Source organism: Isoptericola sp. GX10416 (assembly GCF_056590155.1).
Genome location: NZ_JBWPVO010000007.1, coordinates 1 through 25585, shown reverse-complemented (window position 1 = coordinate 25585; position 25585 = coordinate 1). Strand labels below are relative to the sequence as shown.

Sequence of the window (25585 nt, the reverse complement as noted above, 5' to 3'; positions counted from 1 at the left end):
CCGGAGCCGCCCCCGCGGGGTCAGGCGATGTCGCAGGCCACGCCGTCGAGGGCGAAGTCGTCCGGTGCCGTGTTGGTGCCGGAGTGCGACCCGTTGAAGCCGAACGTCACCGACCCGCCGGGCGCGATCGTCGTCGACCACGCCGCCGGCGTGATCGTCACCGCGGACCCGCTCTGCGAGGCCTGTGCGGACCAGATCTGGTCGATGGTCTGGCCGTCGGCGAAGGTGAACGTGAGCTCCCAGCCGTCGATCGCGGCGTCGGAGTCGTTCGTCACCACGAAGGACCCGGTGAACCCGGAGTTCCAGGAGTTCACCGAGTAGTCGACGGTGCAGTCGCCGGCCGGGGTGGTCCCACCCTCCTCGGTGGTCACCGACAGGGCCGTCGAGGCCGCCGAGGTGTTGCCGGCCGCGTCGTACGCGGTCACCGTGTAGGAGTACGCGGTGCCCGCATCGAGGCCGGAGTCCGTGGCGGAGGTTCCCGACACGTCGGCGACCTCGTCGCCGTCGCGGTGCACCAGGTAGCCGGCCACGCCCGTGTCGTCGCTGGCGGCGTCCCAGGTGAGCTCCACCGACGACGACGTCACGTCGCCCGCGGCGAGGCCGGTCGGCACGGTGGGTGCCTGCGTGTCCTCGCCACCCGTGGCCTCGTCGGTCGTCACCGTGACAGGTGCGGACGCGGCCGAGGTGTTGCCGGCCGCGTCGCGCGCGGTGACGGTCACCTCGTAGGTGGACGACGGCGTCAGCCCGGTGAGGGTGTGCGACGTCGTCGCGCTCGTCCCGGCCGTCTCACCGTCGACGAGGACCGTGTACCGCGTCACACCGGTGTCGTCGCTCGAGGCGTCCCAGGACAGGTCGACCGACGTGCTCGTGGTGCCCGTGGCCTCGACGTTGCCGGGCGCCGTCGGCGCCTCGGTGTCGGGGTCGACGGTGCCGCCGTCGATCGGCGGGTACGCGTTCGCCACCAGCATCTCGAACTGGTCCTGGAACCACTGGCCCGCCACCGGGGCGTTCGGCAGGGCGCCCGTGAGGTTCCCGCCGAGGCGGTCCTGCTCCGAGTAGGTCGGGTCGCACATCCGGTCGAAGCCCTTGCCCTGGTCGTTGTCGACCGGCTCGGAGTTGCCGTCCGACTCGCCCGGGGGCTTGACCCACACATAGGCGTGCAGGTGCGAACCGGCGTTGTCGGTCGGGCTGACCGTCGGGCGCTCGCCGAGGCCGGCGCCGTCCGGGTTGCACCAGGCGCCGCGGTGGTTGCGGCGGTCGGCCCGCGACTCGTCGACGTAGGTGTTGAGGTCCGTCGAGGTGCTCTCGGCGGTGGGCCGGTCGGGGCCGCCCCAGCCGTTGCGGGACGTGTCGATGAGCATGCCGATGTCGGAGGGGAACCCGGCGGCGGTCACCTCGTCGTAGAGGTGCTCCGTCCAGTCGAGCTCGTCGAAGTCCGTGTTCCACTCGTAGAAGTCCGCCTGGCGCACGAACGTGCCGCTGGTGAAGTTCACGTCGTCGAGGAACGGCTCGCGCAACGGCGTCGAGTTCGCCGTGTTGGTGACGAACCCGGTGACGGTGTCGTAGCCGTGCTCCGTGGACTCCACGACCTCGGCGAACACCTGGGCGGCCGGTCCGGCGTTCGACTCCCAGCCGAGCCAGCCCGCGTGGGCGGCGTCGATGTAGGAGTACACGTTCCCGGCCTCGTACAGCCGGTCGAGGGTGTAGGCGACGCCCTCGCGGTAGTACGGCGCCGCCGTCTGGCAGGCGGGTTCGGAGGTGTTGGTGACGAGGTTCGGCAGGGAGTCCGGCTCGATGGTCGCCACGACACGCAGGTCGGCGTACTGCGGTTCGGCGAGCATGTCGGCGATGACGTCGACGTACTCGGTCTTGTAGTGCTCCATGCCTTCCGGCGTGGCCGGGACCAGCCCCTGGGACGCGAGCGCGAAGCAGTCGCGACCCGGCAGGTTGTAGATCACCAGGTTGAACACCAGGGGGGTGTCGCCCTGCTGCTGCTCCAGCGCGGCGTCGAGGTGGTGGCGCAGGCCGGGACCGTCCTCGTTGCCCGCGATGGCCGTGGTGCGGTCCATCCACACGGAGGTGGGCGTGTCGGCGACGGCGAGCATGTCTTGGCCGAGGTCGCCGCCGGCTTCCGCGGCCGCGTCGACGACGTTCTCGGACCAGTAGGAGTTCACGTACTGGTCGGCGCCGACGAACGGGTTGTCGACCCGCTCCGCCGCCGAGGCGGTGGTCGTGGCCCCCACGAGGGGGACGGCGGCCAGGGCCAGCGTCGCCGCCACGGCGACGGGCCTGGTCACCGCGACGTTGCGGGGCCGCAAGGATCGTGATCGCACGGGATCCTCCAGGAGTTCGGGAGCACGGGCGTCGTCGCCCGTGCGCCGGGCTGTCGGCCCGACGTCCCCAACGTGTCCTGGTTGCGCTCCCAGGCGCACCTGGTGAAACGTTTAGGGGATCCCGGGGACCGACGGCGGAGCCGTCGTGCCACGGATCACCAGGCGTGCGGCCGGCACCTCGGCAGGCGTCTGCGGGGCGATCCGCAGCGCCGACGCCACGGCTGCGGCGAGGTCCTGCCACGGACGGGCGATCGCGGTGAGCTGCGGGTCCACGAGGCGGCAGGTGTCGGCGTCCGCGCCGGAGACCACGGAGACGTCCCAGGGCACCTCCAGCCCGCGGTGCCGCGCGGCCTCCAGCACCGCCAGCGCCGTCACGTCACCGTCGGTGACCACCGCCGTCGGCCGCTGCTCGTCCGCGAGGAGACGTGCGGCCGCGGCACCGGCCGCCGGTGCCGACCCCGCCTCGACCACGTCCACCGTCGCCACGAGACCGGCGGTGGCCGCCAGCAGGCCCGCGTGCAGAGCGCGGGCCACGTCCCTGTCGGCCTCCGTGACCAGCAGCACGAGGTGCCGGTGGCCCAGGTCCACGAGGTAGCGCCCGACGGCGGCCTCCGCGTCACCGTCGAACCACACGCCGCGCTCCACCCCGGCGGTCCCCAGGCCGGACGGCGTGACGCCCACCACCTGCGCGCCGACCCGGGCCGCGGCGCGGGTGCGCGGGTCGTCCAGCAGCAGGTCCTGGACGACGAACGCGGTGTGCCGCCGCTCGCTCCAGGCCCGCTCGAGGTCCGTGGCGCCCGCCGTGCGGTCCGCCGCGACCTCGACGGAGAGCGCGACGGTGTCGAGCACCCCACGCAGGCCGCCGGCGAGGTCGAGCCCCGCCGAGCGGCTGTGGGACACGCCGACGCCGTCGAGGACCTGGAGCCCGACGCTCGTCACCGCCCCGGACCGCATCGACCGGGCAGCGGCACTGGGACGCCAGTCGAGGTCGTCGGCCACCTTGAGCACGTGGCGACGGGTGCTCTCGGACACTCCCTGCCGTCCGTTGAGCGCGTAGGACACCACGGCGATGGAGACGCCGGCGGCACGGGCGACGTCGGTGATCGTGACGCGCCGTCCAGGGGCCGGACGCGTGCCGCCGCTGGCGGGGATTCTGGGCACGCTTCCACACTCTGCCGGTTTTCAGGGCATGATGCACCTGCGGGGGACGCACGCAGGACTCGACTGCGAGGACGGTGGTGCAGGTGTCGATGTGGACACAGGCAGGCAGAGGACCAGGCAAGACGTTGACGATCGGTGTGCTGTGCCCGGTCGTGGGCGGCTACTATTTCGGACGGATGCTCGCCGGGATGGCCCGCGTGCTGCGCTCCGAGGGGCACCGGCTCGTCGCGGTCCAGACCTATCCGGCCGACATCGACCGCGACGAGTTCCCCGTACCGCCCTACCGTCGCGCCGCACCGGGCCTGAGCGCCTACGACGGGCTCGTCGTGGTCACGACGGCGCTCGCCGACGCGGAGCTGCGGCGCCTCGACGCGACGGGCATCCCGGTCGTGACGCTCGGTGTGCCGCCCGACGACCTCCGGGCGCCCGCGGTGTCTCCGGACAACGTCGGTGGGGTCCGGGCCGCCGTCGACCACCTGGTCGAGCACGGCCACCGCAGCATCGGGTTCCTCGGGAGCACCGACCAGCGAGACATCGCCGAACGTTACGACGCGTTCCGCGACGCGCTCGCGGCGCACGGCCTGGACCACGCGCCCGAGCACGTCTACCGGACCCGCGACAACCAGGAGGCCGCGGCGGAGGCGGTCGCTCGCCGGCTGGCCGAGCAGGGCATGGCCACGACGGCGACCGTCGCGGCCACCGACCGCAACGCGGTCGGGTTCCTGCGCGGGCTGCACCTGTCCGGGCTCGACGCCCCCTCCGTCCAGGCCGTCGTCGGGTTCGACAACTCGGACGTGGGTGCCCGCACCTGGCCTCGGTTGTCGTCGGTGGACCCCATGCACGACACGGTCGGCGAGCTGGCCGCCGAGCTCGTGCTGGCGCGGGCACGCGGAGAGCGCGTCAGCGGTACGCACCGGCTGGACGTCTCGGCCCTGGTGATGCGCGAGTCCTGTGGCTGTGCGCGCGGGACCCGCAGCACCGTGGTGGTACAGGGCAGCACGCCGGCCTGCGACCCGGACCCGCTCGGCACGGTGGCCCGAGTGGTGTTCGCGCGCGCCGACGGCGTGCGCAACCCCGGGGCGACCGAGGCCTGGCTCACGATGGTGCGCCAGCTCGTCGAGGCGAGCGTCGCGACCGCCCAGCAACCGCCGGCCACCGCGCTGCGCGCGCTCGGGGACCGCACGGCGACCCTGCGGCCCGGTCCCGGTGCGCTCGAACAGCTCGTCCCGGCGTTGCGCCTCGAGAGCGTACGGGTGCGCGAGCGGCTCGCCGACCGTGCCGTCGCGGCCGAGGCGCGCGGCGACGGCCCGGTCGTGGTCGCCGGGCTCGAGTCCGATGCGGCCGACGCCGTCGAGGAGGCGCTCTGCCAGATCGTCGTCGCCCTCGCCCGGGGTTGCGCCCACGGCGACCTGGCGCGCGCCGGACGGCTCGAGCAGGACCTCGTCGACCAGAACCTCGTCGACCTCGAGCTGATGCGCGCCGACGGCGAGTCGTTGCGCCGGCTGGACTGGATGCCCCGGGGGCGGACGTCGACGGCGGCGCTCGCCCTGTGGGAGGACGACCCGGCGCGGCCCGGCGAGCGGGTGCTCCGCATCGTCGGCGCACGGGGCGGCGCGGGGGAGAACCTCGTGGGCCGCACGATGCCCTCGCAGGAGTTCCCGCCGCCGGCCCTCACGGACCCGCGGTCGCTCACCGTGGTCGTGCCGGTCGCGTTCGGCCGCAGCGACCGGGGCTTCCTGGCCGTCGGCGGGCTCGTCGACTCGCGGGCGACCAGCACCCGCGCCCGCTACAACCACTGGGCCGCGATGCTCGCCGTGGCGCTCGAGGCGGAGGAGTCGCTGGCCTCCCTGCTGGACCAGCGCCGTCGGCTGGTCGAGGAGGCGGAGCGCGAACGGGCGCTGGCGCACGACGTCGCGGAGGTCGAGGAGCGTTCCGCGCTGGTCTCGATCGCCTCCGACGACGGCACGTGGGACTGGGACGTCGACGCCGGGACCGTGCGCTACTCGGAGGTGTGGGCCAGGACGGTGGGGCAGGACCGGAGCTCGCTCGCCGACGACCCGCGCGAGTGGTTCTCCCGGGTGCACCCGGAGGACGTGCGGCGCGTGCACGCCGCCGTCGCCGCGCAGCTCTCCGGCACGCGGGAGCCGCTGGACGTGGAGCACCGCATCCGGCACGCCGACGGCACGTACCTGAGGGTCCGGTGCCGGGCGGTGACGGTGCACGACGCCGGCGACCGACCCGCCCGGCTGGTCGGGTCGATGGCCCTGGTCGGGCAGGCGACGTCGCAGCTGTCGGTCCCCGTCGACCGGCCCTTCGTGGACCGGGAGACCGGCCTCGTCGCGCACGAGTTGTTCGTCGACCGGCTGGAGCGGGCGATCCGTCGGCGCCGGCGGCTGCCCGCGTACGCGTGGCAGGTGCTGGCCGTGTCGCTGCCCGGGCCGCCGACCCGCGCCGTCCTGCGCCGCCTGCGAGGGGAGATCGACGAGGACGACTGCGCCACCGCCGTCGGGATCTCGGGCATCGCCGTGCTGCTGGACGGGCAGGACGACCGGTCGGCGCAGCACCGTGCGGCGCGGCTCTCCGCGGCGCTCGACCCTGGTGCCCACGTGCGGCGGGTCGCCACGACCGAGCCGAGCGACGGGCACCTGACGGCGGCGGACGTCCTGGATCGCGTCACGGCGGAGCTGGGCCGGGACGTCGGCGTGCTGCGATGGGAGGCGTCGGTCGACGTCCACGCCTGACGCTGAGCCACCGCCTTTCCGGGGCGTGGCCCTAAACGTTTCGCCGTGTTGTGGGAACGCTTCCATGCGCCGATCGTCAGGGTGTCCGCTCAACGAAGAGAGGTGCACCATGCATCGCGCATCCATCCGCACCAGGCTGCTGGCAGGAGCCGCGGCGTCAGCCACGCTCGCCGCCCTGGTCGCGGCCGTCCCCGCCGGCGCTGCGCCGCCCGGGTCCGGCACCGCCGACGTCGCCGCGGCCCCCGTCGCCACGGCGCTCGGCGAGCTCGACACCGACGGCGAGTACACCCAGCGGTTCCTGGAGCTGTACGACAAGGTTCACGACCCCGCGAACGGCTACTTCTCCGACCAGGGGATCCCGTACCACTCGGTCGAGTCGCTGATGGTCGAGGCCCCGGACAACGGCCACGAGACCACGAGCGAGGCGTACTCGTTCTGGCTCTGGCTGGAGACGTCCTACGGCCAGGTGACCGGGGACTGGGAGCCCTTCAACCACGCCTGGGACACCCTCGAGGCGTACATGATCCCCACCTCGGAGAACCAGCCCACCAACAGCGCCTACGATCCCGGCAGCCCGGCCACCTATGCCGCCGAGCACAACCACCCCAGCGGCTACCCCTCCGAGCTCGACAGCGATGTCGCGGTCGGCAGCGACCCGCTGGCCGGTGAGCTGTCCCAGACCTACGGCACCGACGAGATCTACGGCATGCACTGGCTCGCGGACGTCGACAACGTGTATGGCTACGGTGCCGCGCCCGGGTCGAGCGAGCTGCTCGGGCCGGACCACGAGGGCACCAGCTACATCAACACCTTCCAGCGCGGGCCCGAGGAGTCCGTGTGGGAGACGATCCCGCAGCCCGCGATCGACGACTTCTCGTTCGGTGGTGAGTACGGCTACGTCGACCTGTTCACGGCCGACCCGCAGCCGGCGACGCAGTGGAAGTACACCAACGCCCCCGACGCCGACGCCCGAGCCGTCGAAGCGGCCTACTGGGCCAACAAGTTCGCCACCGAGCAGGGCCAGCCGGAGGCCGTCGCCGGGACCGTGGCCAAGGCCGCCAAGATGGGCGACTACCTGCGGTACTCGCTGTTCGACAAGTACTTCAAGACGCCGGGCTGCGACTCGCCGTCGTGCCCCGCCGGCACCGGTCGTGACAGCGCCCACTACCTGCTGAGCTGGTACTACGCCTGGGGCGGCGCCCTCGACGAGCAGGCTCCGTGGGCGTGGCGCATCGGCTCCTCGCACGCGCACTTCGGCTACCAGAACCCGATGGCGGCCTGGGCGCTGGCCAACGACCCGGACCTGGTGCCCGAGTCCGCCACCGCCGACGACGACTGGTCCGAGAGCCTCGACCGCCAGGTCGAGCTCTTCCAGTGGCTCCAGTCCCCCGAGGGCGGCATCGCGGGAGGCGCCACGAACAGCTGGGACGGCGCCTACGCCGAACGGCCGGCCGGGATGTCGACGTTCTACGGCATGGCCTACGACGAGGCACCCGTCTACCACGACCCGCCGTCGAACGAGTGGTTCGGCATGCAGGGCTGGGGCGTGGAGCGGATCGCGCAGCTGTACCACGAGACCGGTGACGACCGGGCCAAGGACATCCTGGACGCCTGGGTGCCGTGGGTGATCTCCCACATCACGGTCACCGAGGACGACTGGCAGATCCCGTCCAACATCGCCTGGAGCGGGCAGCCCGACACCTGGGACGCGGCGAACCCGGGAGACAACTCCGGGCTCAGCGTCGAGGTCACCGGATACGGGCAGGACGTCGGCGTCGCCGGCGCGCTCGCCCGCACGCTGATGTACTACGCCGCCGCGTCCGGGGACACCCAGGCGCAGCAGGTCTCCCACGACCTGCTCGACGCCATCTGGACGCAGAGCTCCGACCCGATGGGCGTGGCCACCACCGAGGCGCGGGGCGACTACGGCCGGTTCGACGACGTGCTGACCGAGCCCGACGGCGACGGCATCTACGTGCCCGAGGGCTGGAGCGGCACCATGCCGAACGGCGACGTCATCGAGCCCGGCGTGTCGTTCATCGACATCCGTTCCTTCCTGCGCGACGACCCCGAGTGGGACAAGGTCCAGGACCACCTGGACGGCGGGCCGGAGCCCGAGTTCACCTACCACCGGTTCTGGGCCCAGACGGCGGTGGCGACGGCGCTCGCGGACTACGACCGGCTCTTCGGCGACGACGTCGAGCCGCCCGAGGACACCGAGGCCCCGACGGCGCCGCAGGACCTGACGGCGACGGCCGCCGGCACCACGGTGGAGCTCGCGTGGACGGCGTCGACCGACGACGTGCGCGTGACCGGGTACGACGTCAGCCGCGACGGCGAGGTCGTCGACAGCGTCGGTGGCAGCACGACGTCGTTCACCGACACCGGTCTGGAGGAATCGACCGAGTACGCCTACACGGTCACCGCGCACGACGCCGCGGGCAACGTGTCTCAGGAGTCCGACGCCGTCACGGTGACGACGGGGGAGGGAGAGGTCGAGCCACCGGCCGGTGCGTGCACCGCCGAGTACTCCACCGCGAACTCCTGGTCCGGCGGGTACCAGGGTGCCATCACGGTCACCGGCGGCGCCGACGGCGTCCAGGGCTGGCAGGTCGTGGCCCCCGGCGGTCTGACGACGTCGAACGTGTGGGGCGGCCGTCTCGCCGACGGGGTGGTCACGCCGGAGTCGTGGAACGCGGACCTCGGTCCCGACCAGTCCGCCACGGTCGGGTTCATCGGCAACGGGGCGCCGCCGCCCGAACAGGCGCTCGAGTGCAGCGGGACCGTTCCGGCAGGCTGATCCCGCCCCGCTCAGGAGGCCGAGCGGCCGGCGAGCCGTTCGGCCTCCTGGGCCACGTTCCGTTGCATGCTCCCGAAGATGATGCCGTGGAACGGCGCGACCGACCACCAGTAGGCCTGGCCGGCCAGACCGTGCGGGTGGAACAGCGCCCGCTGGGCGAAGTAGGTGCGCCCGGGCCCGGTGGCGTCCTCGGGCACGGGACCGCCGTCGTCGTCGGTGACCTCGGCCGCGGCCTCGTCGACCCGCAGCTCCAACCAGGCCAGGCCCGGCAGTCGCATCTCGGCCCGGAGCAGGAGGCGCTCGCCCGGCTCGATCGCCTCGACGCGCCAGAAGTCCAGCACGTCGTCGACCCGCAGCCGGTGCTCGTCCCGCCGGCCGCGCCGCAGGCCGGGGCCGCCCGCCAGGCGGTCCAGCAGCCCCCGCGCCTGCCACGCGAGCGACCACGAGTACCACCCGCCCTGGCCGCCGATCTCCTCGATGACCTGCCACAGCACCTCGCGCGGCGCCTCCACGACCGTGCGCCGCTCGTCGACGTAGAGCGAACCGCCGGCCCAGTCCGGGTCCGTGGGGAGCGGGTCCGACGGCGCGCCGGGCACCGACGCCGACGACCAGCGCGTGGTCACCTCGCCGTCATGGATGCGGGCCAGCGCCAGCTCGATCGCGTCGTCGACGCCGACGAGCCCTTCGGGCGGGTCCGGCACGAACCGGCGGACGTCGTCCTCGCGGCACACCACCTCGTGCTGCAGCGAGTCGACGAGCGGCCTGGCGATCGCCGACGGCACCGGCGTGACCAGACCGACCCAGAGGCTCGACAGACCCGGCGTCAGGACCGGGACGCCGACGACGAGGCGCCGTCGCAGCCCGGCGGCCCGGGCGTACCGGTGCATCATCTCCCGGTAGGTCAGGACGTCGGGACCGCCGATGTCGAACCCGCGCGACTCCTCGGAGGGGATCGACGCCGCGCCGACGAGATAGCGCAGCACGTCGCGGATCGCGATCGGCTGGAGCCTGTTGTCCACCCAGCGCGGCGTCGTCATCGCGGGCAGCCGCTCGGTGAGGTAGCGCATCATCTCGAACGAGGCCGATCCCGACCCCAGGATCACCGCCGCCCGCAGCACCGCCGTCGGCACCCCGGACGCCAGGAGGATCTCCTCGACCTCCTTGCGCGACGCGAGGTGGGCGGACAGATCTCCCTCGGGGACGTCGGGGTAGAGGCCGCCCAGGTACACGATGCGGCCCACGCCTGCCTCGCGGGCGGCCCGGGCGAACGTCAGGGCGTTGCGCCGGTCGACCGCCTCGAACGTCCGGCCCGTCCCGAGCGAGTGGACCAGGTAGTAGGCGACGTCGGCGCCCTCGAGCGCCGCGCGCACCGCATCGAGGTCACCGACGTCGGCCGCCACCCGCTCGACGTCGTCGACCCATTCCCGGCCGTCCAGGCGGGCAGGGTTCCGCGAGACGGCGCGCACCGTGAACCCGGCGTCGAGCAGCTCGGGCACGAGGCGCCCGCCGACGTAACCGGTGACCCCGGTGACGACGGCCCTCATCCGAGCAGCTCCAGCACGGCCCGCTCGGCCGCCCGACGGCGCCGGACGGCAGGGATCGTCTCGCCGCGTTCCCACAGGTCGAACAGCCGGGGGTCGATGTACGACGACCGGGCCACGGCGGGGGTGTTCCCGAGCTCTTCCGCGACGTCCCGGACGATGTCGGCCGCGATGCGCCGTCGCGCGCGCTTCGACCCCGGCGGAGCGCCCACGCGCGACAGCGCCTGCGCCGACAGGACGGTCGCGTGCCACGTGCGGAAGTCCTTGGGCGTCGCGTCCTCGCCGAGCCGCGCGCGGATGTCGGCCTGCACGTCCGTGCTCGCGACGTCGTACCACGATCGGACGCCACCGGCGTCGTCCCGCCACGCGAGCAGCTCGGAACCACCCCGTCGGCGCTTGAGGGAGGCCACGATGCCGGCCACCGTCTCGTCGGACACGACGACGTCGCGGAGCTGGCCCGACTTCGCCGGGTAGCGGAAGTGGACCGAGCCGTCTCGCGCCACCCGGGCGTGCTCCTTGCGGATCGTGGCGAGGCCGTAGGTCCCGCGCTTGCGGGCGTAGACCTCGCTGCCCGCCCGGAAGTAGGCGTCGTCCAGCAGGCGGAACGCGAGCGCCAGCACCTTCTCCCGAGGGAAACCCGGCAGGGCCAGGTCGCGGGTGACGCCCCGCCGGGCGGCGGGCAGCCGCCGAGCGATCTCGAGCACGTGGTCGTGCTTGCGCCGGGCGCGCCGCTCCTGCCACTGCGGGTGGTACAGGTACTGTCCCCGCCCCGCGTCGTCGTGCCCGAAAGCCTGGAGGTGGCCGTTCTCGTGCCGGCAGATCCACACGTCCGTCCACGCGGGCGGGATCGCCAGGTGCCGGCACCGCTCGATCTGGTCCGTGTCTGCCAGGGGCATGCCGTCGACGTCCAGGAACACCCATGCGTCGCCCTTGCGGCGGCGCGAGTAGCCCCGGTCCGACGGTGACGAACGGCGCAGACGCACGTGGACAGTGTGGAACGAACCGCGTCATCGCGCACGGGACGACGGCGTCAACCGGCCAGGCGGACCATGCCCTCCTGCGCGATCGTCGCCACCAGGGCGCCGGAGCGGTCGTAGACCCGCGCGAGCCCCAGCCCGCGGCCGCCCTGGGCACCGGGGGACTCCTGGACGTACAGCAGCCACTCGTCGGCGCGCGCGTCCCGGTGGAACCACATCGCGTGGTCGAGCGAGGCCATGGGGACCTTCCCGCCCACGTCCAGCCACGACGTGCCGGCCTGGCGCAGCACCGGCTCGAGCATCACCTGGTCGCACGCGAACGCCAGCAGCGCGCGGTGCAGCAGCCGGTCGTCGGAGTCGATCGCGTGGCGGGCGCGGACCCAGACCAGCTGGTCCGGCCGGGGGTCCGTCGCGGCGCCGAGGTAGACGGACCCGCCCACGTGCGCCAGCTCGAACGCCGACCCCTCCGACCAGTACTTCGCCGCCGGGTGGTCGACGCCCGAGAGCGCCTCGAACGTCGAGGTGACGTCCTCCGGTGCGGGGACGCCGTCAGGCATCGGGACCTGTGCCTCATAGCCGGGTTGGTCCACCTGGAACGAAGCCGTCAGCGACAGGATCGGCCGGCCCGCCTGGAGGGCGTGCGTGCGGCGCGCACTGAAGGAGCGCCCGTCCCGCAGCCGTTCGACGGCGAAGTCGACCGGAGAGTCGAGGGCGCCCTCGCGCAGGAAGTACGCGTGCAGCGAGTGCGGGAGCCGGTCGTCCTCGACCGTCCGGCCGCACGCCAGCAGGGCCTGGGCGAGCACCTGCCCGCCGTACACGCGCCGACCCGGCCCAGGGACGGACTCGCCGCGCCAGAGATCGTCCTCGCCGCGAGGACCCCAGCCCTCGATCTCCCGCAGGTCCAGCGCTGCCAGCAGCTGGTCGAGCGGTCCGTCGGTGGTGTCGGTCATGCTCACGTTCGGCATCGATCCTCGTGTCGGTGGTCGGAATGGTGCTGCGCTCGCACGCTCGCTCCGCATCATTCCTCGAAGGTGTTGATCAGGCTGAAGGCCGCGCGCTCCAGGTAGTCCCACAGTTGGGACTCGTGGGCCGGGGCCAGTTCGAGGGAGTCCACGGCGGTGCGCATGTGTGCCAGCCAGCGGTCGCGGGCATCCGGGTTCACCTTGAACGAGGCGTGGCGCATCCGCAGGCGCGGGTGCCCGCGCCGCTCGCTGTACGTCGTGGGCCCGCCCCAGTACTGCTCGAGGAACATGGTGAGCCGCTCCTTGGCGGGGCCCAGGTCCTCCTCGGGGTACATGGGGCGCAGCACCTCGTCGTCCGCGACGCCCACGTAGAACTCGTCCACGAGGCGCTCGAACGTGGCGTGGCCGCCGATGTCGTCGTAGAAGCTGGGTGTCGTCACCGGCACATCTTCCCAGATCGGCGCGGCGGTCGTCCGTGGCGACGGTCACTCCCGGCCTGCTGAGGACCCGCCACCGACCCGCCACCGACCCGCCACCGACCCGCCACCGACCCGCCCTGTTGCCCGAGACGCTAAGGTGGTGATGGACCTGCAAAGACGCGATCCGACGAACCACTTCCTGGGGAGATACCGAATGAGCAAGGCGGAAGACATCCTCTCAGCCCTCGGCGGGACCACCAACGTCGTCGAGCTCGAACCGTGCATCACGCGACTGCGTGTCCAGGTGTCCGATCCCCGGCTGGTCGACGAGCACGGACTCAAGGCGTCGGGTGCGTTCGGCGTGGTGCGATCCGGCACCATCATCCAGGTCATCGTGGGCCCCGAGGCCGACAACCTGGCAGCGGAGCTGGACGGACGCCTCACCTCGGCCTGAGCGGTGCCGGACGGCGGGCACGCGTCCAGGGCGTGCCCGCCGCCGAGTGCCGTCAGGCCTCGTCGGACGCGATCACGTCGGTGCGCAGAACGTCGACGCGCCGCAGCTGGTCCTGCGCGGCGCGGCGCAGCGCGCGCGAGACCTCCCACTGCATGCCGGGCCTGACCTGGGCGTGCAGGGTGAAGGCGAGGGAGAAGTCAGTCACCGCGTCCACGCCGCGCACCGACGGCGGCTCGAGGAACTCGTCGCTCAGCTCGGGGTCGGCCGCGACGGCGTCGGCCGCCCGGCCGAGCGCGGTCCGGACCACGTCGACGTCGGCGTCCACGGGGACCCGGACCTCGGCCAGCGCGCGCGACCAGCCCTGGGTGCGGTTGCCGGCGCGCAGGATCTCGCCGTTGCGGACCCACCACAGCGTGCCGTCCAGGGACCGCACCTGCGTGGTCCGCAGCTGCACCTCCTCGATGACACCGTCGGCGCCGGAGCCCAGATCGACGACGTCGCCCACGCCGTACTGGTCCTCGATGAGGATGAAGACGCCGGAGATGAAGTCCTTGACCAGGGACTGCGCGCCGAAACCGAGCGCGATGCCGGCCACGCCGGCGGAGGCGAGCAGCGGTGCGACCTCGAACCCGAACTCCGTCAGGACCATGAGCAGGATCATGACGCCGACGACGATGTTGGCCGTCGAGTTCAGCACGGACCCCACGGTGCGGGCCCGCTGCGCCCGGCGGGCGGAGGCCAGCGGGTTCGCGATGCCGATCGCGTCGCCCACGATCGGCGACCGTCGGACCCGGTCCTTGGTCCTCTTGTCCTCGGTGGCGGGCTTGCCGGTGGCGATCCGTTCCGTCACGTGGGAGATGAGATGGCGCAGCAGGACGAGGACGAGCACGCCGACGACGAGGATGACGAGGACGTGCAGCGGCCAGCCGGTGAACCAGGTCCAGAAGGCGTCGCCCGCCTCCCCGATCTCCTCCGGGAGGACGGGTGACGGCGACGGGTCGGGCGTGCTGGTGGTCCGCGGCGCGGTGGCGGGGAGTAGCAAGTTCACGCGTGCCACCGTAACGGCCGGTCCCGGCCCGTGGGCAACGTCGTCGGGCCGCTTCCTGGCGTGGGGGGTCGGCCCCGGACGACCGATGGTGGCAGGATCGTCCCCGTGAGCATGAAGGACATGGATCAGGCCGTGCCCGACGACGGCGTGCGCGCCGAGCTGCACGAGCTCGCCGCGGCGTACGGGGTGCTCACCGAGTACCACCGGTTCGGGGGCGAGGTCGCCCGCGTGCCCGATGCGACGCTCGTCGCCGTGCTGCAGGCGCTCGGCGTCGAGGCCGGCGGCCCGCAGGCGATCTCGCAGGCGCTGCGCCGCGTCCGGGACGAGGAGTGGCGCTCGGTGCTGCCGCCGACCGTCGTCGCGCGCCAGGGGCGCGAGACCGACGTGCCGGTGCACGTCACGGACGGCGCGTCGGTGCACGTGTGGCTCGAGCTGGACGGTGCCGAGCCGGCCAGTCGGCGCCACGCCGTGCGCCCACGGCGCGATCTGCTGCAGTCCGAGAACGACGTCCAGCCGCGGGAGGTCGACGGCCGGCGTCTGGGCCGCGCGACGTTCACGGTGCCTGCGGACGTCTCCCTGGGCTGGCACACGCTGTACGCCCTGAGCGAGGGGAACGAGTTCTCCACGACCCTGGTGGTCACCCCGGACCGTCTCGAGCTGCCGCCGTACCTCGCTCGTGGTCAGGCGTGGGGCGTCCTCGCACAGCTCTACTCGGTCCGATCGCGCACGTCGTGGGGGCTCGGGGACCTGGCCGACCTGGCCGACCTCGCCTGGCTGACGGCGCACCGTGCCGGGGCGGACTTCGTGGCTGTGAACCCGCTCTCGGCGGCGGAGCCCTCCACCCCGATGACGCCGTCACCGTACCTGCCGACGTCTCGCAGGTTCGGCAACCCCGTCTACGTCCGTGTCGAGGACATCCTGGAGACGGCGTACCTCTCCGCCGCGGACCGCTCCCTCGTCGAGTGGGCGGCCGACCCGGTGCGGTATCTCGACGGGGACGGCGGGCCGCTCGACCGGGACGCCGTCTGGGACGCGAAGAAGGCCGCGCTGGAGGTGGTGCACTCCGCGCCGCGGCGTGCCGCGCGGCAGGCCGCGTACGAGGAGTTCGTCGCCGCCCAGGGCCCCGGGCTGCAGGACTTCGCGACGTGGTGCGCGATCGTCGAGGAGCTGGGCGGCAAGCCCTGGCCCGCCGAGCTGGCGGACCCGGGTTCCCCGGCGGTCGCGGCCGCGCGCGAGCGGCTCGCCGAGCGGATCGACTTCTTCACCTGGTTGCAATGGGTGTTCGACGAGCAGAAGGCAGCGGCGCAGCGCACGGCGGTCGACGCCGGGATGCGGCTCGGGATCGTCCACGACCTCGCCGTCGGCGTCCACCCCCACGGGGCGGACGTGTGGGCGAACGGCGACGTGCTCGCCCGCGGTGTCGCGGTGGGCGCCCCGCCGGACATGTACAACCAGCAGGGGCAGAACTGGTCACAGCCGCCCTGGAACCCGCGGGCGCTCGCGCGGGCCGGCTACGGGCCCTACCGGGACATGCTGCGCACCGCGCTGCGGCACGCCGGTGCCCTGCGGGTCGACCACGTCCTGGGTCTGTTCCGCCTGTGGTGGGTGCCCGAGGGCATGTCCGCGCGTGACGGCGCCTACGTGCGCTACGACCACGACGCGCTGGTCGGCATCCTCGCCCTGGAGGCGCAGCGCGCCGGCGCCGTCGTCATCGGCGAGGACCTGGGCGTCTTCGAGCCGTGGGTGCGTGAGTACCTGGCGGACCGGGGAGTCCTCGGCACGTCCGTGTTCTGGTTCGAGAAGACGGACGGCCGGCCGACCGCGCCGGAGGACTACCGCCGTCTGACGCTCGCGACCGTCGGCACGCACGACATGCCACCGACGGCCGGGTACCTCGCCGGCGAGCACGTCGACCTGCGTGAGCGGCTCGGCCTCCTGGCCGACGACGCCCAGGCGCTGCGTGGGCAGGCTCGCGCCGAGCGGGACGCGGCGGTCGCGGTCCTGGCCCAGCAGGGGCTCGTCGGGGACAACCCGTCGGAGCGTGAGGTCGTCGAGGCGTTGCACCGGTACCTGCGGCGCTCGTCGGCCGCCCTGGTGGGGGTCCAGCTCGTCGACGCCGTGGGGGAGCGGCGTGCCCAGAACCAGCCGGGCACCGACCGGGAGTACCCGAACTGGAAGGTGCCGCTCGGCGACTCCGCCGGGAACGTGGTGCTGATCGAGGACCTCTTCGACAACGCGCGCCTGCGATCGCTCTTCGCCGCCGTCGCCTCGACGAGGTAGTACCGACCCGCGCGAGACGGACCGAGAGGGCCCGGACCACCAGGTCCGGGCCCTCTCGCTCGCCGGGGCGGTGCCGCGACGTCAGGCCGCGGCGTCGACCGCCTGGGCGGCGAGGGCGCGCTCGGTGCCCGCCAACGCCTCGATCACCATGCGACGCAGGGCCGACGGGGCGTCGGCGTGCGTCTCGAGCCAGCCGCGGACGGTGTCCCGCAGCCGCGTCGACGCGAGCGGAGCCGGGTAGAGCCCCTCGATGAGCTCTTCCGCGATGTGATAGCTGCGGGTCTCCCAGATCGGCAGCAGGGCGTCCACGTAGCGCTGGGCGAACGAGACCAGCACCGCGGGGTCGGTCACCTGCACGAACCCGGCGGCCGTCGCGCGGATGATCGCGTTCGGTGCGTCGGCGTCCTCGACCACCGAGGCGAACGCGCGCTCCTTGCCCGCCGTGGTCGGCGTCGCCGCACGAGCCCGCGCCGCGGCCTGGCGGCCCGAGGCGGTGTCGTCCGCGGCCAGGGCCGCCTCGATCTCGTCGTCGCCGGCCGCACCGAGCTGGACGAGCCCCTGCAGGAGCTCCCATCGCAGGTCCGTGTCGACCGCGAGGCCGTCGAGGGCCACGGAGCCGTCGAGCAGACCGCGCAGCGGGGCCACGTGCGCCGGGGTGGACGCCAGCGTCGAGAAGTACTTGACGAGCTGGAGCTGCAGGTCCGAACCGGCACCTGCGTCCTGCGCCAGCGTCCAGAGGGTGTCGCCGACCCGCTCCAGGGTGGCAGCCCGGCGCTCGGGAGCCACGTACGACCGCGCGGCCAGGCCGAGCTGGGCCAGCGTGGTCCGGACCGTCGTCGACTCCGTCTCCGCCGCGATGTTGCCCAGGACCAGGTCGACGTACGCGGACGCCGGCGTCTCGCCGTCGCGCACCGCGTCCCACACCGAGCCCCACACGAGCGAGCGGGCCAGCGGGTCGCTGATGCGCGACAGGTTCTCGACGGCGAACGTCAGCGACGCGTCGTCGAGGCGGACCTTGGCGTAGGCCAGGTCGTCGTCGTTGACCAGCACGAGGTCCGGCCGCGTCAGTCCGACCAGGTCGGGGACCGCGGTCCGGGTGCCGTCGACGTCGACCTGCACGGAGCGCGTGCGCACGACGGCGCCGGAGTCGTCCAGGTCGTAGCAGCCGATGCCGAGGCGGTGCGGGCGGATGGTGGGGTGGTCGGCGGGGGCCGTCTGCTCGATCTGGAACGACGTGATGCGGCGGTGGTCGTCGAGCTCGATGACGGGGCGCAGCGTGTTGACGCCCGCGGTCTCCAGCCAGGTCTTCGCCCAGGCGCCCAGGTCGCGGCCGCTGGTGGCCTCGAGCTCGACCAGCAGGTCGGGCAGCTCGGTGTTGCCCCAGGCGTGCTTGCGGAAGTAGGCCGAGACGCCGCTGACGAACTCCTCGCGCCCGACCCAGGCCACGAGCTGCTTGAGCACCGAGGCGCCCTTGGCGTAGGTGATGCCGTCGAAGTTGACCTGGACGTCCTCGAGGTCGTCGATCGGCGCGACGATCGGGTGCGTGGACGGGAGCTGGTCCTGGCGGTAGGCCCAGGTCTTCTCCATCGCGTTGAAGGTGGTCCAGGCCGCCTCCCACTCGGTGGCCTCGGCCGTGGCGAGCGTCGAGACGTACTCGGCGAAGGACTCGTTGAGCCACAGGTCGTTCCACCACTTCATGGTGACGAGGTCGCCGAACCACATGTGCGCGAGCTCGTGCAGCACGGTGACGACGCGGCGCTCCCGCACGGCGTCGGTCACCTGGGAGCGGAACACGTAGGACTCGGTGAAGGTGACGCAGCCCGGGTTCTCCATCGCGCCCATGTTGTACTCGGGCACGAACAGCTGGTCGTACTTGTCGAACGGGTAGGGGACGCCGAAGGTCTCCTCGTAGAACGCGAAGCCCTGGCGGGTCGTGTTCATGATCGCCTCGGCGTCGAGGTGCTCGGACAGCGAGGAGCGGCAGAACACGCCCAGCGGGATCCTGCGGCCGTCGGACGACGTGACCTCGCCGCGCTCGACGGCGTACGGCCCGGCGACGAGCGCCGCCAGGTAGGTGGAGATGCGCGGCGTGGGCCCGAACTCCCACCGGGCCGCGGCGACGTCGGGCTCGGTCGCGTGCTCGGCGGGCGTCGGCTCCGGCGTCGGCTGGTTCGACACGACGTGCCACGCGGCCGGTGCCGTCACGCTGAGCTGGAAGGGCGCCTTGAGGTCCGGCTGCTCGAACGTGGCGAAGACACGCCGGGCGTCGGGGACCTCGAACTGCGTGTAGAGGTAGACCTCGCCGTCCACCGGGTCGACGAACCGGTGCAGCCCTTCGCCGGTGTTCATGTAGGCGCAGTCGGCGACGACGCGCAGCTCGTTCTCGGCGGCGAGGCCCTCGAGGACGATGCGCGAGTCGTCGAAGACCTCCGTGACGTCGAGCGAGCGTCCGTTGAGCGTCGCCTCACGCAGGACCGGCGCGACCAGGTCGACGAAGGTGCTGGACCCCTCGACCGCGGAGAACCGGATGACGGTCGTGGACGAGAACGTCTCCGGACCGGTGGTCAGGTCGAGGTCGACGGCGTACGACTCGACGGTGCTGATGACTCCGGCGCGCTCGATCGCTTCGACGCGGGTCAGGTTCTCTCCGGGCACGGGTGCTCCCTGGGACGGTGACGGGTGGCGCCGACCACGAGGTCGTCGCGGTCGCGTGCGTCGATCATGCCACCTCGGCCCCTGCGTGCCGAACCCTTTCGGGGCGCGACGGCGCGGTTCTCACCCTCGGGAACCCGCGGACCACCAGCAGCACGCCGAAGGCGATCTCGAACAGGCCGCCGGGGACCGCGAGGTAGATGCCGGGCCCGGTGGCGAGCAGGTCCGCCACCGCTCCCGCGGCCATGAGGACGTAGCCGACCGCGCCCCAGACCGCGAACCAGCGGGGGACCCAACGGTTCGCCACGGCACGGCAGAACGGCAGGCTGCCGAGCGCCAGGGCGACCATCGCTCCGGCGTAGGCGATGTCGTCGCCGGCACGACCGGTGACGACGAGCCAGAGCCCGACCACCAGGAGCAGGGCCTCGACGCCACGCGCGACGAGGTAGGTGCGGGCCGTGACCGGGGCGTCGGGACGCAGGACTCGCGCGCACAGCACGCCGATGGTGACCACGGCGGCCGAGTTGGCGAGGACGAGGGCGCTGCCGAGGGCTCCCGGCGCCAGTGCGCTGCCGGCTCCGTAGAGGACGAAGGCGGAGAGGAAGAGGATGCCGGTGAGTCGGCCGGCGACGAGGCGGAACGAGGACGGTGATGGCACGGGGAGATCCCTTCTGGGTGCGTACTAAGTACGCGTGTACTTAGTACGCTAGGGTCGCGACGACCTGCCGTCAACCAGCCGGAGGCGAGATGCCCCTCGATCGTGACGCGATCCTCGCGGCGGCGACCGCCGTCGCCGACGCCGACGGGATCGCCGCCGTGACGATGCGTTCGGTCGCGGCGTCCCTGGGATACAAGCCCATGGCCCTCTACCGGCACACCGCGGGCAAGGACGACCTCCTGGACGGGATGGTCGACGCCGTGCTCGCGCAGGTCGCGACGCCGGACCCCACCGGCGGGTGGCGGGCCGAGCTGCGACGACGTGCCGTCTCGGCCCGTGCGGTCCTGTTCCGGCACCCGTGGGCGCTGGGGCTGATGGAGTCGCGGGTCTCGCCGGGGCCCGCCGCGCTGCGCCACCACGACGCCGTGCTCGGCGTGCTGCGCGAAGCAGGGTTCTCCCTGCCTGCCGCGGCGCGCGCCTACACGGTGGTGGACGCCTACGTGTACGGCTTCGTCCTCCAGGAGTCCGCGGTGCCGGCCGCTCCGGGGGCGCGCGAACAGATGGTGGCGGCGTTCGACCCGGGGACGGAGCTGGCGGACGAGCTGCCGCACCTGGCCGCGCTGGCGCGCGGGTACGTCGCCCGGCCGGACTACACGTTCGGCGCCGAGTTCGAACCGGGCCTGGACGCCGTCCTCGACGCCGTCGCGGCCCTCGGCGGACCGTCAGCGGCAGGAGGTGCGGGTTCGACGGACGAGACCTGGTCGTGACATCCTGCGCTGTGCGCGTCAGCGCGTCGGCCGGTCGTAGCGGCCGGCCGTCCCGGGAGGGAGTCCAGATGTCCGGCAACGTGCCGCCGCCCCCGCCGCCGCCCGGCCCTGCCCAGGGTCACGGTGGCGACTCGCGCGAGCCCGTGCGACGTCAGTCCGCGGCGAGCCCGCCGTCGTTCGCCCCTGGCGCTGCACCCGACGCCCGGGCGACGGGCTCGCCGTCGCCCGCGCCGAGCCACGCCCCTGCGCCCCCGACGGCGGTCCACCAGCCGACGGCGAGCCCGCACGCGCCGATCCCCCCGGCTCCCGGTCAGCTGCAGCCGGCACCCACCCAGGTGCACCAGCCGCAGCCCGCACCGGCGCCCCAGCAGACGCAGTACACCGCGCCGGTGCGCCAGCCCGCCTATCAGCCGGCCGCGTACCAGCAGCCCGAATACCACCAGCCGACGTACGGCCAGGCGCCCCCGCAGCAGTACGGGTACACGCCGCAGCAGTACGCCTACCAGCAGCCCACGCCGCCCGCCGGGACCACGCAGAACCCGGCCGCACCGGCGGCGAGGCGGAGCGGGAAGCGGCTGACACCCGGCTGGATCGCGTTCATCGCGGCGGACGCCATCCTGATCATCGTGGCGGTCGTCTTCGCGATCAACGTGCTGGGCGGGTCGGACGTGCCGTCGGTCGAGGCGGGGGCGGAGCCGGGACCGGTCGCGAGCCAGGGCGCCGACGAGACGAAGGACGAGGACGAGGAGGACGAGTCCGCCTCCGCAGACCCGGGAGCGTCGGTCAGCACGTTCGCCTCGCCGTCGCGCAACATCTCGTGCGAGATCTTCGAGAAGCAGGTCTCGTGCGCGATCGCCGAGCTGAACCAGCAGCCCGCGCCGGTGGACAGCTGCGACGGCATCTCCGGCTACGTCGTGACCCTCGACGGCGAGGGCGAGGTCGCGCTCCCGTGCGTCGCGAGCGCCGAGAAGCCCAAGAAGGCCCCGAAGAAGCTGGACGACGTGCCCTACGGCGAGTCCGTGACCGAGGGCGACTTCACGTGCAACAGCGAGCAGGACGGCATGTACTGCCAGCACGACCCGACCGGCAAGGGCTTCTCGCTGGCACGCGCCGGCGTCGGGACCTACTGACGGGCCCCGACGCCGGACGAGGTCACCAGATCCGGACGCGTTCGTCGGCCGGCAGGTACAGCGCGTCACCCGCCGCGACGTCGTACGCCTCGTAGTACTCGTCGACGTTGCGCACGACGCCGTTGCACCGGAACTCGTTCGGCGAGTGCGGGTCGGTGGCCAGCCGGCGCACGACCTCCTCGTCGCGGCCCTTGGCCTGCCACACCTGGGCCCAGCCGAGGAACACGCGCTGCAGGCCCGTCAGGCCGTCGATGACCGGGGCGTCGTCCAGGGACCCGCCGAGTGCGATCCGGTACGCCTTGATCGCGATGGACAGCCCGCCGAGGTCGCCGATGTTCTCGCCGATCGTCAGCGCGCCGTTGACGTGCGCGTCGTCGTCGGTCAGCTGGGCCGGCCGGTAGGCGCCGTACTGGTCGACGAGCGCCTTCGTCCGCTGCTCGAACTCCGCCCGGTCGGTGGGCGTCCACCAGTCCTCGAGACGTCCGTCGCCGTCGTACTTGGATCCCTGGTCGTCGAACCCGTGGCCGATCTCGTGACCGATGACCGCACCGATCCCGCCGAAGTTCACCGCGTCCTCGGCGTCCGGGTCGAAGAACGGCGGCTGCAGGATCGCCGCGGGGAAGACGATCTCGTTCATCCCCGGGTTGTAGTAGGCGTTGACGGTCTGCGGCGTCATGAACCACTCGGCGCGGTCCAGCGGCCGGCCGATCTTGCCCAGCTCGTAGTCCTGCTCGAACGCGTGGGCGCGGCGGACGTTGCCGACCAGGTCGTCGGCGGCGATCTCGAGGCCGGAGTAGTCGCGCCACCGCACGGGGTAGCCCACCTTGGGCGTGAACTTGTCGAGCTTGGTCAGGGCGCGCTGCTTGGTCTCGTCGGTCATCCAGTCGAGCTCCTGGATGGACTCCCGGTAGGCCGCGACCAGGTACGAGACGAGCTCGTCCATGCGCTCCTTGTGCGTGGGCGGGAAGTGGCGCGCCACGTACTCCTGCCCGACGGCCTCGCCGAGCGCGGCCTGGACCACGGTGACAGCGCGCTTCCAGCGCTCCCGCACCTCCTGGGCGCCGGAGAGCGTGCGCCCGTAGAAGTCGAAGTTCGCCTCAACGACGGCGTCGGCCAGGTAGGGCGCGCGGGCGGTGATCAGGTGGTATGCCGCCCACAGCTTCCAGTCGTCCAGGTCGGCCGACGCCCACAGCTCGGCGAAGCCGGTGGCGAACGAGGGCTCGCGCACCACGAGCGCGTCGAGGGAGCCTTCCGGGGCTCCGAGAGCCTCGGCCCAGCCGGCCCAGTCGAAGCCGGGCGCGGAGGCGACCAGCGCGTCGAACGTCGTCGGGTTGTAGGTCTCGGTGGCGTCGCGGTCCCGCACGACGTCCCAGTGGTGCGAGGCGAGCCCCGTCTCGAGGGCGACGACCCGCTCGGCCGCGTCGGCCGCCGTCGTGCCCCAGGCGTCCTGCCCGACGCCGGCGAGCGTCAGCATGCGCGCCACGTGCGGGGTGTACCGCGCCCGGATCGGTGCGTACTGGTCCTCGCGGTAGTACGCCTCGTCGGGCAGGCCGATGCCGCCCTGGACGAGGTACGTCACGTACGTCTCGGGGTCCTTGGCGTCGTTGTCGACGTAGAAGGCGACGGCGCCGCCCCCACCGGTGCGCTGGAGCGTGCCGAGCACGCGAGCGAGCGCCGCCCGGTCCGTGGCAGCCCGGATCGTCGAGAGCTCCTCGTGCACCGGCGAGGTGCCGAGCGCCTCGATCCGCTCGGTGTCCATGAAGCTCGCGTAGAGGGCGCCGACCTGAGCCTGGGAGCCCGTGGCCTCCCCGCGCCGCGCCGCCGCGCCCGCGTCGGTGATGATCTCGCGGACCTGCTCCTCGGCCGCGTCGTGCAGCGCACGGAACGCCCCGTCCATGGAGCGGTCGGCAGGGATCTCGTACGAGTCGAGCCAGCGGCCGTTCACGTGGCGGAACAGGTCGTCCTGCGGGCGGACGCCCTGGTCGAGTGCTGAAGTGTCGATGCCGGACCGCAGCCCGGTCGCGTCGGTCGTCATGGCGCCAGCGTACGCACCGAGCGGGATGGTCGGTGAGACGAGGCGGCACGCAGGGTCGCGCGTGGGTGAGAATGGGGCCATGCGCTTGCACATCGCCGCCGACCACGCCGGATTCGAGCTCAAGTCCCACCTCGTCGAGCACCTGCGCGCCGCGGGGCACGACGTCATCGACCACGGTGCCAACGCCTACGACGCGCTGGACGACTACCCGTCGTTCTGCTTCTCCGCGGGGGAGGCCGTCGTGGCGGAGCCCGGGTCGCTGGGCATCGTCATCGGCGGGTCGGGCAACGGCGAGCAGATCGCCGCGAACAAGGTCACGGGTGTGCGCGCCGTCCTGGCCTGGTCGCGGGAGACCGCCACGCTCGGCCGGCAGCACAACGACGCGAACGTCGTCGCCGTCGGTGGACGCATGCACTCGCTCGAGGAGGCCGCGGCGCTGGTCGACGCCTTCGTCGCCGAGCCCTTCTCCGGCGACGAGCGCCACCAGCGCCGGATCGACCAGCTCGCCGCCTACGAGGCGTCGCGCACCTCCGCCTGACGTGCCCGAGGGGCACACCGTCCACCGGCTCGCCCGCATGCTGCGCGAGCTGTTCGGCGGCCGTCCGGTGCGCGTCACCAGCCCGCAGGGCCGGTTCGCGGCCGGGGCGTCGCTGCTCGACGGCGGCACGGTGGTGACGGCCGAGGCCTGGGGGAAGCAGCTCTTCGTCGGCTTCGCGGCCGCCCCGTCAGCCTCCGTGCCCCAGGAGCCCGTGCACTGGCTCCGTGTCCACCTGGGTCTCTACGGGGCCTGGACGTTCGCTGGCGACGGGAGCACCGACGTCGTGCACGCCATCGGGGCACCGCGGCGACGGATCGGTGAGCGCGACTCGCTCCCCGCTCCCGTGCCGACGCCGGGGGAGTGGGTCCCGCCGGACCCGCGGGGGGCGGTGCGGGCTCGTCTGCTGGGCCCGCACGCCGTCGCAGACCTGACCGGTCCCACCGCGTGCGAGGTGCTCACGCCCGTCGAGAAGGCGGGCGTCGAGGCGAGGCTCGGGCCGGACCCGATCCGGCCCGACGGCGGCCGGGCGTCCCTCGGCGCGGCGCGCGAGGCGTTCGTCGCCAGGGCCCGGCGTTCGCGCGTGACCGTCGGGCAGCAGCTCATGGACCAGGCCGTGATCGCCGGGGTCGGCAACATCTACCGTGCCGAGGCGCTGTTCCGCGCGGGCGTCGACCCGCTGCGCCCGGGGCGTGACGTCCCGGCGACGGCGCTCGCGGCGGTCTGGGACGACCTGGTCGTCCTGATGCGCGACGGCGCGGACACCGGCCGGATCGTCACCACGCGGCCCGAGCACCGGTCCGGGCCGGCCGACGGCGGTGCCGCGGACGCACGACGCCGGACCCGCCAGAACTCCGACGGGGATCCCGGAGCCGTGCCGCCGGAGCAGGCGTTCTACGTGTACCACCGTGACGGGCAGCCGTGCCGGGTCTGCGGTGCCCCCGTGCTGCTCAAGGAGCTGGCCGGCCGCAACCTGTTCTGGTGCGGGGTGTGCCAGGGCTAGCTCTTGTTCCGCTGCGCGCGGACGAACTTCTTGTAGGCGGTGGTGACCTGGTCGACGGGTCCGTCCATGACGAGGCGGCCTTGGTGCAT

18 protein-coding genes are annotated in these 25585 nt (G+C 73.1%); 8 read left to right on the top strand and 10 right to left on the bottom strand.

All coding sequences use genetic code 11. From position 1 onward, the window contains the following. Positions 1-20: 20 nt before the first annotated feature. Both ACWAT2_RS11510 and ACWAT2_RS11505 read right to left on the bottom strand, forming a co-directional pair. Positions 21-2333 carry a glycoside hydrolase family 6 protein gene (locus tag ACWAT2_RS11510; protein ID WP_402376327.1) on the bottom strand — a complete coding sequence of 771 codons (2313 nt, stop codon included), beginning with the start codon at positions 2331-2333 and terminating at the stop codon, positions 21-23. 111 nt (positions 2334-2444) lie between these two features. After that, entirely contained in the window at positions 2445-3494 is a 1050-nt protein-coding gene (locus tag ACWAT2_RS11505; protein ID WP_402376329.1) for a LacI family DNA-binding transcriptional regulator, read from the bottom strand. Positions 3495-3583: 89 nt separating this feature from the next. Between ACWAT2_RS11505 and ACWAT2_RS11500 the strand changes: the two genes are divergently transcribed. After that, the gene (locus tag ACWAT2_RS11500; protein ID WP_402376382.1) at positions 3584-6235 is read left to right on the top strand and encodes a substrate-binding domain-containing protein; all 2652 of its coding nucleotides are present in this window, start codon (positions 3584-3586) and stop codon (positions 6233-6235) included. Between the two features lie 109 nt (positions 6236-6344). Continuing rightward, the gene (locus tag ACWAT2_RS11495; RefSeq protein ID WP_402376332.1) at positions 6345-9035 is read left to right on the top strand and encodes a glycoside hydrolase family 48 protein; all 2691 of its coding nucleotides are present in this window, start codon (positions 6345-6347) and stop codon (positions 9033-9035) included. 11 nt (positions 9036-9046) lie between these two features. On the opposite strand, the gene ACWAT2_RS11490 is transcribed toward ACWAT2_RS11495, so the two are convergent. The 4 genes from ACWAT2_RS11490 to ACWAT2_RS11475 all read right to left on the bottom strand — a co-directional run bounded on the left by ACWAT2_RS11490 (position 9047) and on the right by ACWAT2_RS11475 (position 12955). Then, positions 9047-10579 (bottom strand): SDR family oxidoreductase, encoded by a 1533-nt coding sequence (locus ACWAT2_RS11490; protein ID WP_402376335.1) that lies wholly within the window; start codon positions 10577-10579, stop codon positions 9047-9049. After that, on the bottom strand, positions 10576-11559 hold the full coding sequence (locus tag ACWAT2_RS11485) for a DNA topoisomerase IB (protein WP_402376338.1): 984 nt from the start codon (positions 11557-11559) through the stop codon (positions 10576-10578). Before ACWAT2_RS11485 ends, ACWAT2_RS11490 begins: the two co-directional genes overlap by 4 nt. A gap of 47 nt (positions 11560-11606) precedes the next feature. Further along, the gene (locus ACWAT2_RS11480) at positions 11607-12503 is read right to left on the bottom strand and encodes an acyl-CoA thioesterase (protein ID WP_402376340.1); all 897 of its coding nucleotides are present in this window, start codon (positions 12501-12503) and stop codon (positions 11607-11609) included. Between the two features lie 68 nt (positions 12504-12571). Then, complete coding sequence (locus ACWAT2_RS11475; RefSeq protein ID WP_402376343.1) at positions 12572-12955, bottom strand: globin; 384 nt, start codon at positions 12953-12955, stop codon at positions 12572-12574. A 193-nt stretch (positions 12956-13148) separates the two neighbouring features. Between ACWAT2_RS11475 and ACWAT2_RS11470 the strand changes: the two genes are divergently transcribed. Further along, positions 13149-13388: a PTS sugar transporter subunit IIB gene (locus ACWAT2_RS11470; RefSeq protein WP_402376345.1), complete on the top strand. Its 240-nt coding sequence runs from the start codon at positions 13149-13151 to the stop codon at positions 13386-13388. A gap of 52 nt (positions 13389-13440) precedes the next feature. Here the strand turns inward: ACWAT2_RS11470 and ACWAT2_RS11465 are convergent, their stop codons facing one another. Then, on the bottom strand, positions 13441-14436 hold the full coding sequence (locus ACWAT2_RS11465; protein ID WP_402376347.1) for a mechanosensitive ion channel family protein: 996 nt from the start codon (positions 14434-14436) through the stop codon (positions 13441-13443). 111 nt (positions 14437-14547) lie between these two features. On the opposite strand from ACWAT2_RS11465, the gene malQ reads away from it, so the two are divergent. Continuing rightward, positions 14548-16716 (top strand): 4-alpha-glucanotransferase, encoded by a 2169-nt coding sequence (malQ, locus tag ACWAT2_RS11460; RefSeq protein ID WP_402376384.1) that lies wholly within the window; start codon positions 14548-14550, stop codon positions 16714-16716. A gap of 81 nt (positions 16717-16797) precedes the next feature. On the opposite strand, the gene pepN is transcribed toward malQ, so the two are convergent. Further along, entirely contained in the window at positions 16798-19371 is a 2574-nt protein-coding gene (pepN, locus tag ACWAT2_RS11455; RefSeq protein WP_402376350.1) for an aminopeptidase N, read from the bottom strand. 64 nt (positions 19372-19435) lie between these two features. Beyond that, entirely contained in the window at positions 19436-20026 is a 591-nt protein-coding gene (locus ACWAT2_RS11450) for a DUF4386 family protein (protein ID WP_402376353.1), read from the bottom strand. A gap of 89 nt (positions 20027-20115) precedes the next feature. On the opposite strand from ACWAT2_RS11450, the gene ACWAT2_RS11445 reads away from it, so the two are divergent. Together ACWAT2_RS11445 and ACWAT2_RS11440 are read left to right on the top strand one after the other, a co-directional pair. Then, positions 20116-20793: a TetR/AcrR family transcriptional regulator C-terminal domain-containing protein gene (locus ACWAT2_RS11445; protein ID WP_402376356.1), complete on the top strand. Its 678-nt coding sequence runs from the start codon at positions 20116-20118 to the stop codon at positions 20791-20793. Positions 20794-20861: 68 nt separating this feature from the next. Continuing rightward, a complete protein-coding gene (locus tag ACWAT2_RS11440; protein WP_402376359.1) occupies positions 20862-21923 on the top strand; it encodes a hypothetical protein in 1062 nt (353 codons plus the stop codon). A 22-nt stretch (positions 21924-21945) separates the two neighbouring features. Here the strand turns inward: ACWAT2_RS11440 and ACWAT2_RS11435 are convergent, their stop codons facing one another. Continuing rightward, on the bottom strand, positions 21946-23958 hold the full coding sequence (locus ACWAT2_RS11435) for a M13 family metallopeptidase (protein WP_402376361.1): 2013 nt from the start codon (positions 23956-23958) through the stop codon (positions 21946-21948). Positions 23959-24037: 79 nt separating this feature from the next. Between ACWAT2_RS11435 and ACWAT2_RS11430 the strand changes: the two genes are divergently transcribed. Next, positions 24038-24496, top strand: coding sequence for a ribose-5-phosphate isomerase (locus tag ACWAT2_RS11430; RefSeq protein ID WP_402376363.1), 459 nt, complete (start codon positions 24038-24040; stop codon positions 24494-24496). Position 24497: 1 nt separating this feature from the next. Beyond that, a complete protein-coding gene (locus tag ACWAT2_RS11425; RefSeq protein ID WP_402376366.1) occupies positions 24498-25496 on the top strand; it encodes an Fpg/Nei family DNA glycosylase in 999 nt (332 codons plus the stop codon). Positions 25497-25585: the final 89 nt, after the last annotated feature.

What these genes read in the sequence shown, in the direction of transcription:
- ACWAT2_RS11440 (WP_402376359.1), top strand. Translation starts at nt 20,862, where the DNA reads ATGTCCGGCAACGTGCCGCCGCCCCCGCCGCCGCCCGGCCCTGCCCAG.
- ACWAT2_RS11490 (WP_402376335.1), bottom strand. Translation starts at nt 10,579, where the DNA reads ATGAGGGCCGTCGTCACCGGGGTCACCGGTTACGTCGGCGGGCGCCTC.
- ACWAT2_RS11495 (WP_402376332.1), top strand. Translation starts at nt 6,345, where the DNA reads ATGCATCGCGCATCCATCCGCACCAGGCTGCTGGCAGGAGCCGCGGCG.
- ACWAT2_RS11445 (WP_402376356.1), top strand. Translation starts at nt 20,116, where the DNA reads ATGCCCCTCGATCGTGACGCGATCCTCGCGGCGGCGACCGCCGTCGCC.
- ACWAT2_RS11500 (WP_402376382.1), top strand. Translation starts at nt 3,584, where the DNA reads ATGTGGACACAGGCAGGCAGAGGACCAGGCAAGACGTTGACGATCGGT.
- ACWAT2_RS11470 (WP_402376345.1), top strand. Translation starts at nt 13,149, where the DNA reads ATGAGCAAGGCGGAAGACATCCTCTCAGCCCTCGGCGGGACCACCAAC.
- ACWAT2_RS11430 (WP_402376363.1), top strand. Translation starts at nt 24,038, where the DNA reads ATGCGCTTGCACATCGCCGCCGACCACGCCGGATTCGAGCTCAAGTCC.
- ACWAT2_RS11480 (WP_402376340.1), bottom strand. Translation starts at nt 12,503, where the DNA reads ATGACCGACACCACCGACGGACCGCTCGACCAGCTGCTGGCAGCGCTG.
- malQ (WP_402376384.1), top strand. Translation starts at nt 14,548, where the DNA reads ATGAAGGACATGGATCAGGCCGTGCCCGACGACGGCGTGCGCGCCGAG.
- ACWAT2_RS11435 (WP_402376361.1), bottom strand. Translation starts at nt 23,958, where the DNA reads ATGACGACCGACGCGACCGGGCTGCGGTCCGGCATCGACACTTCAGCA.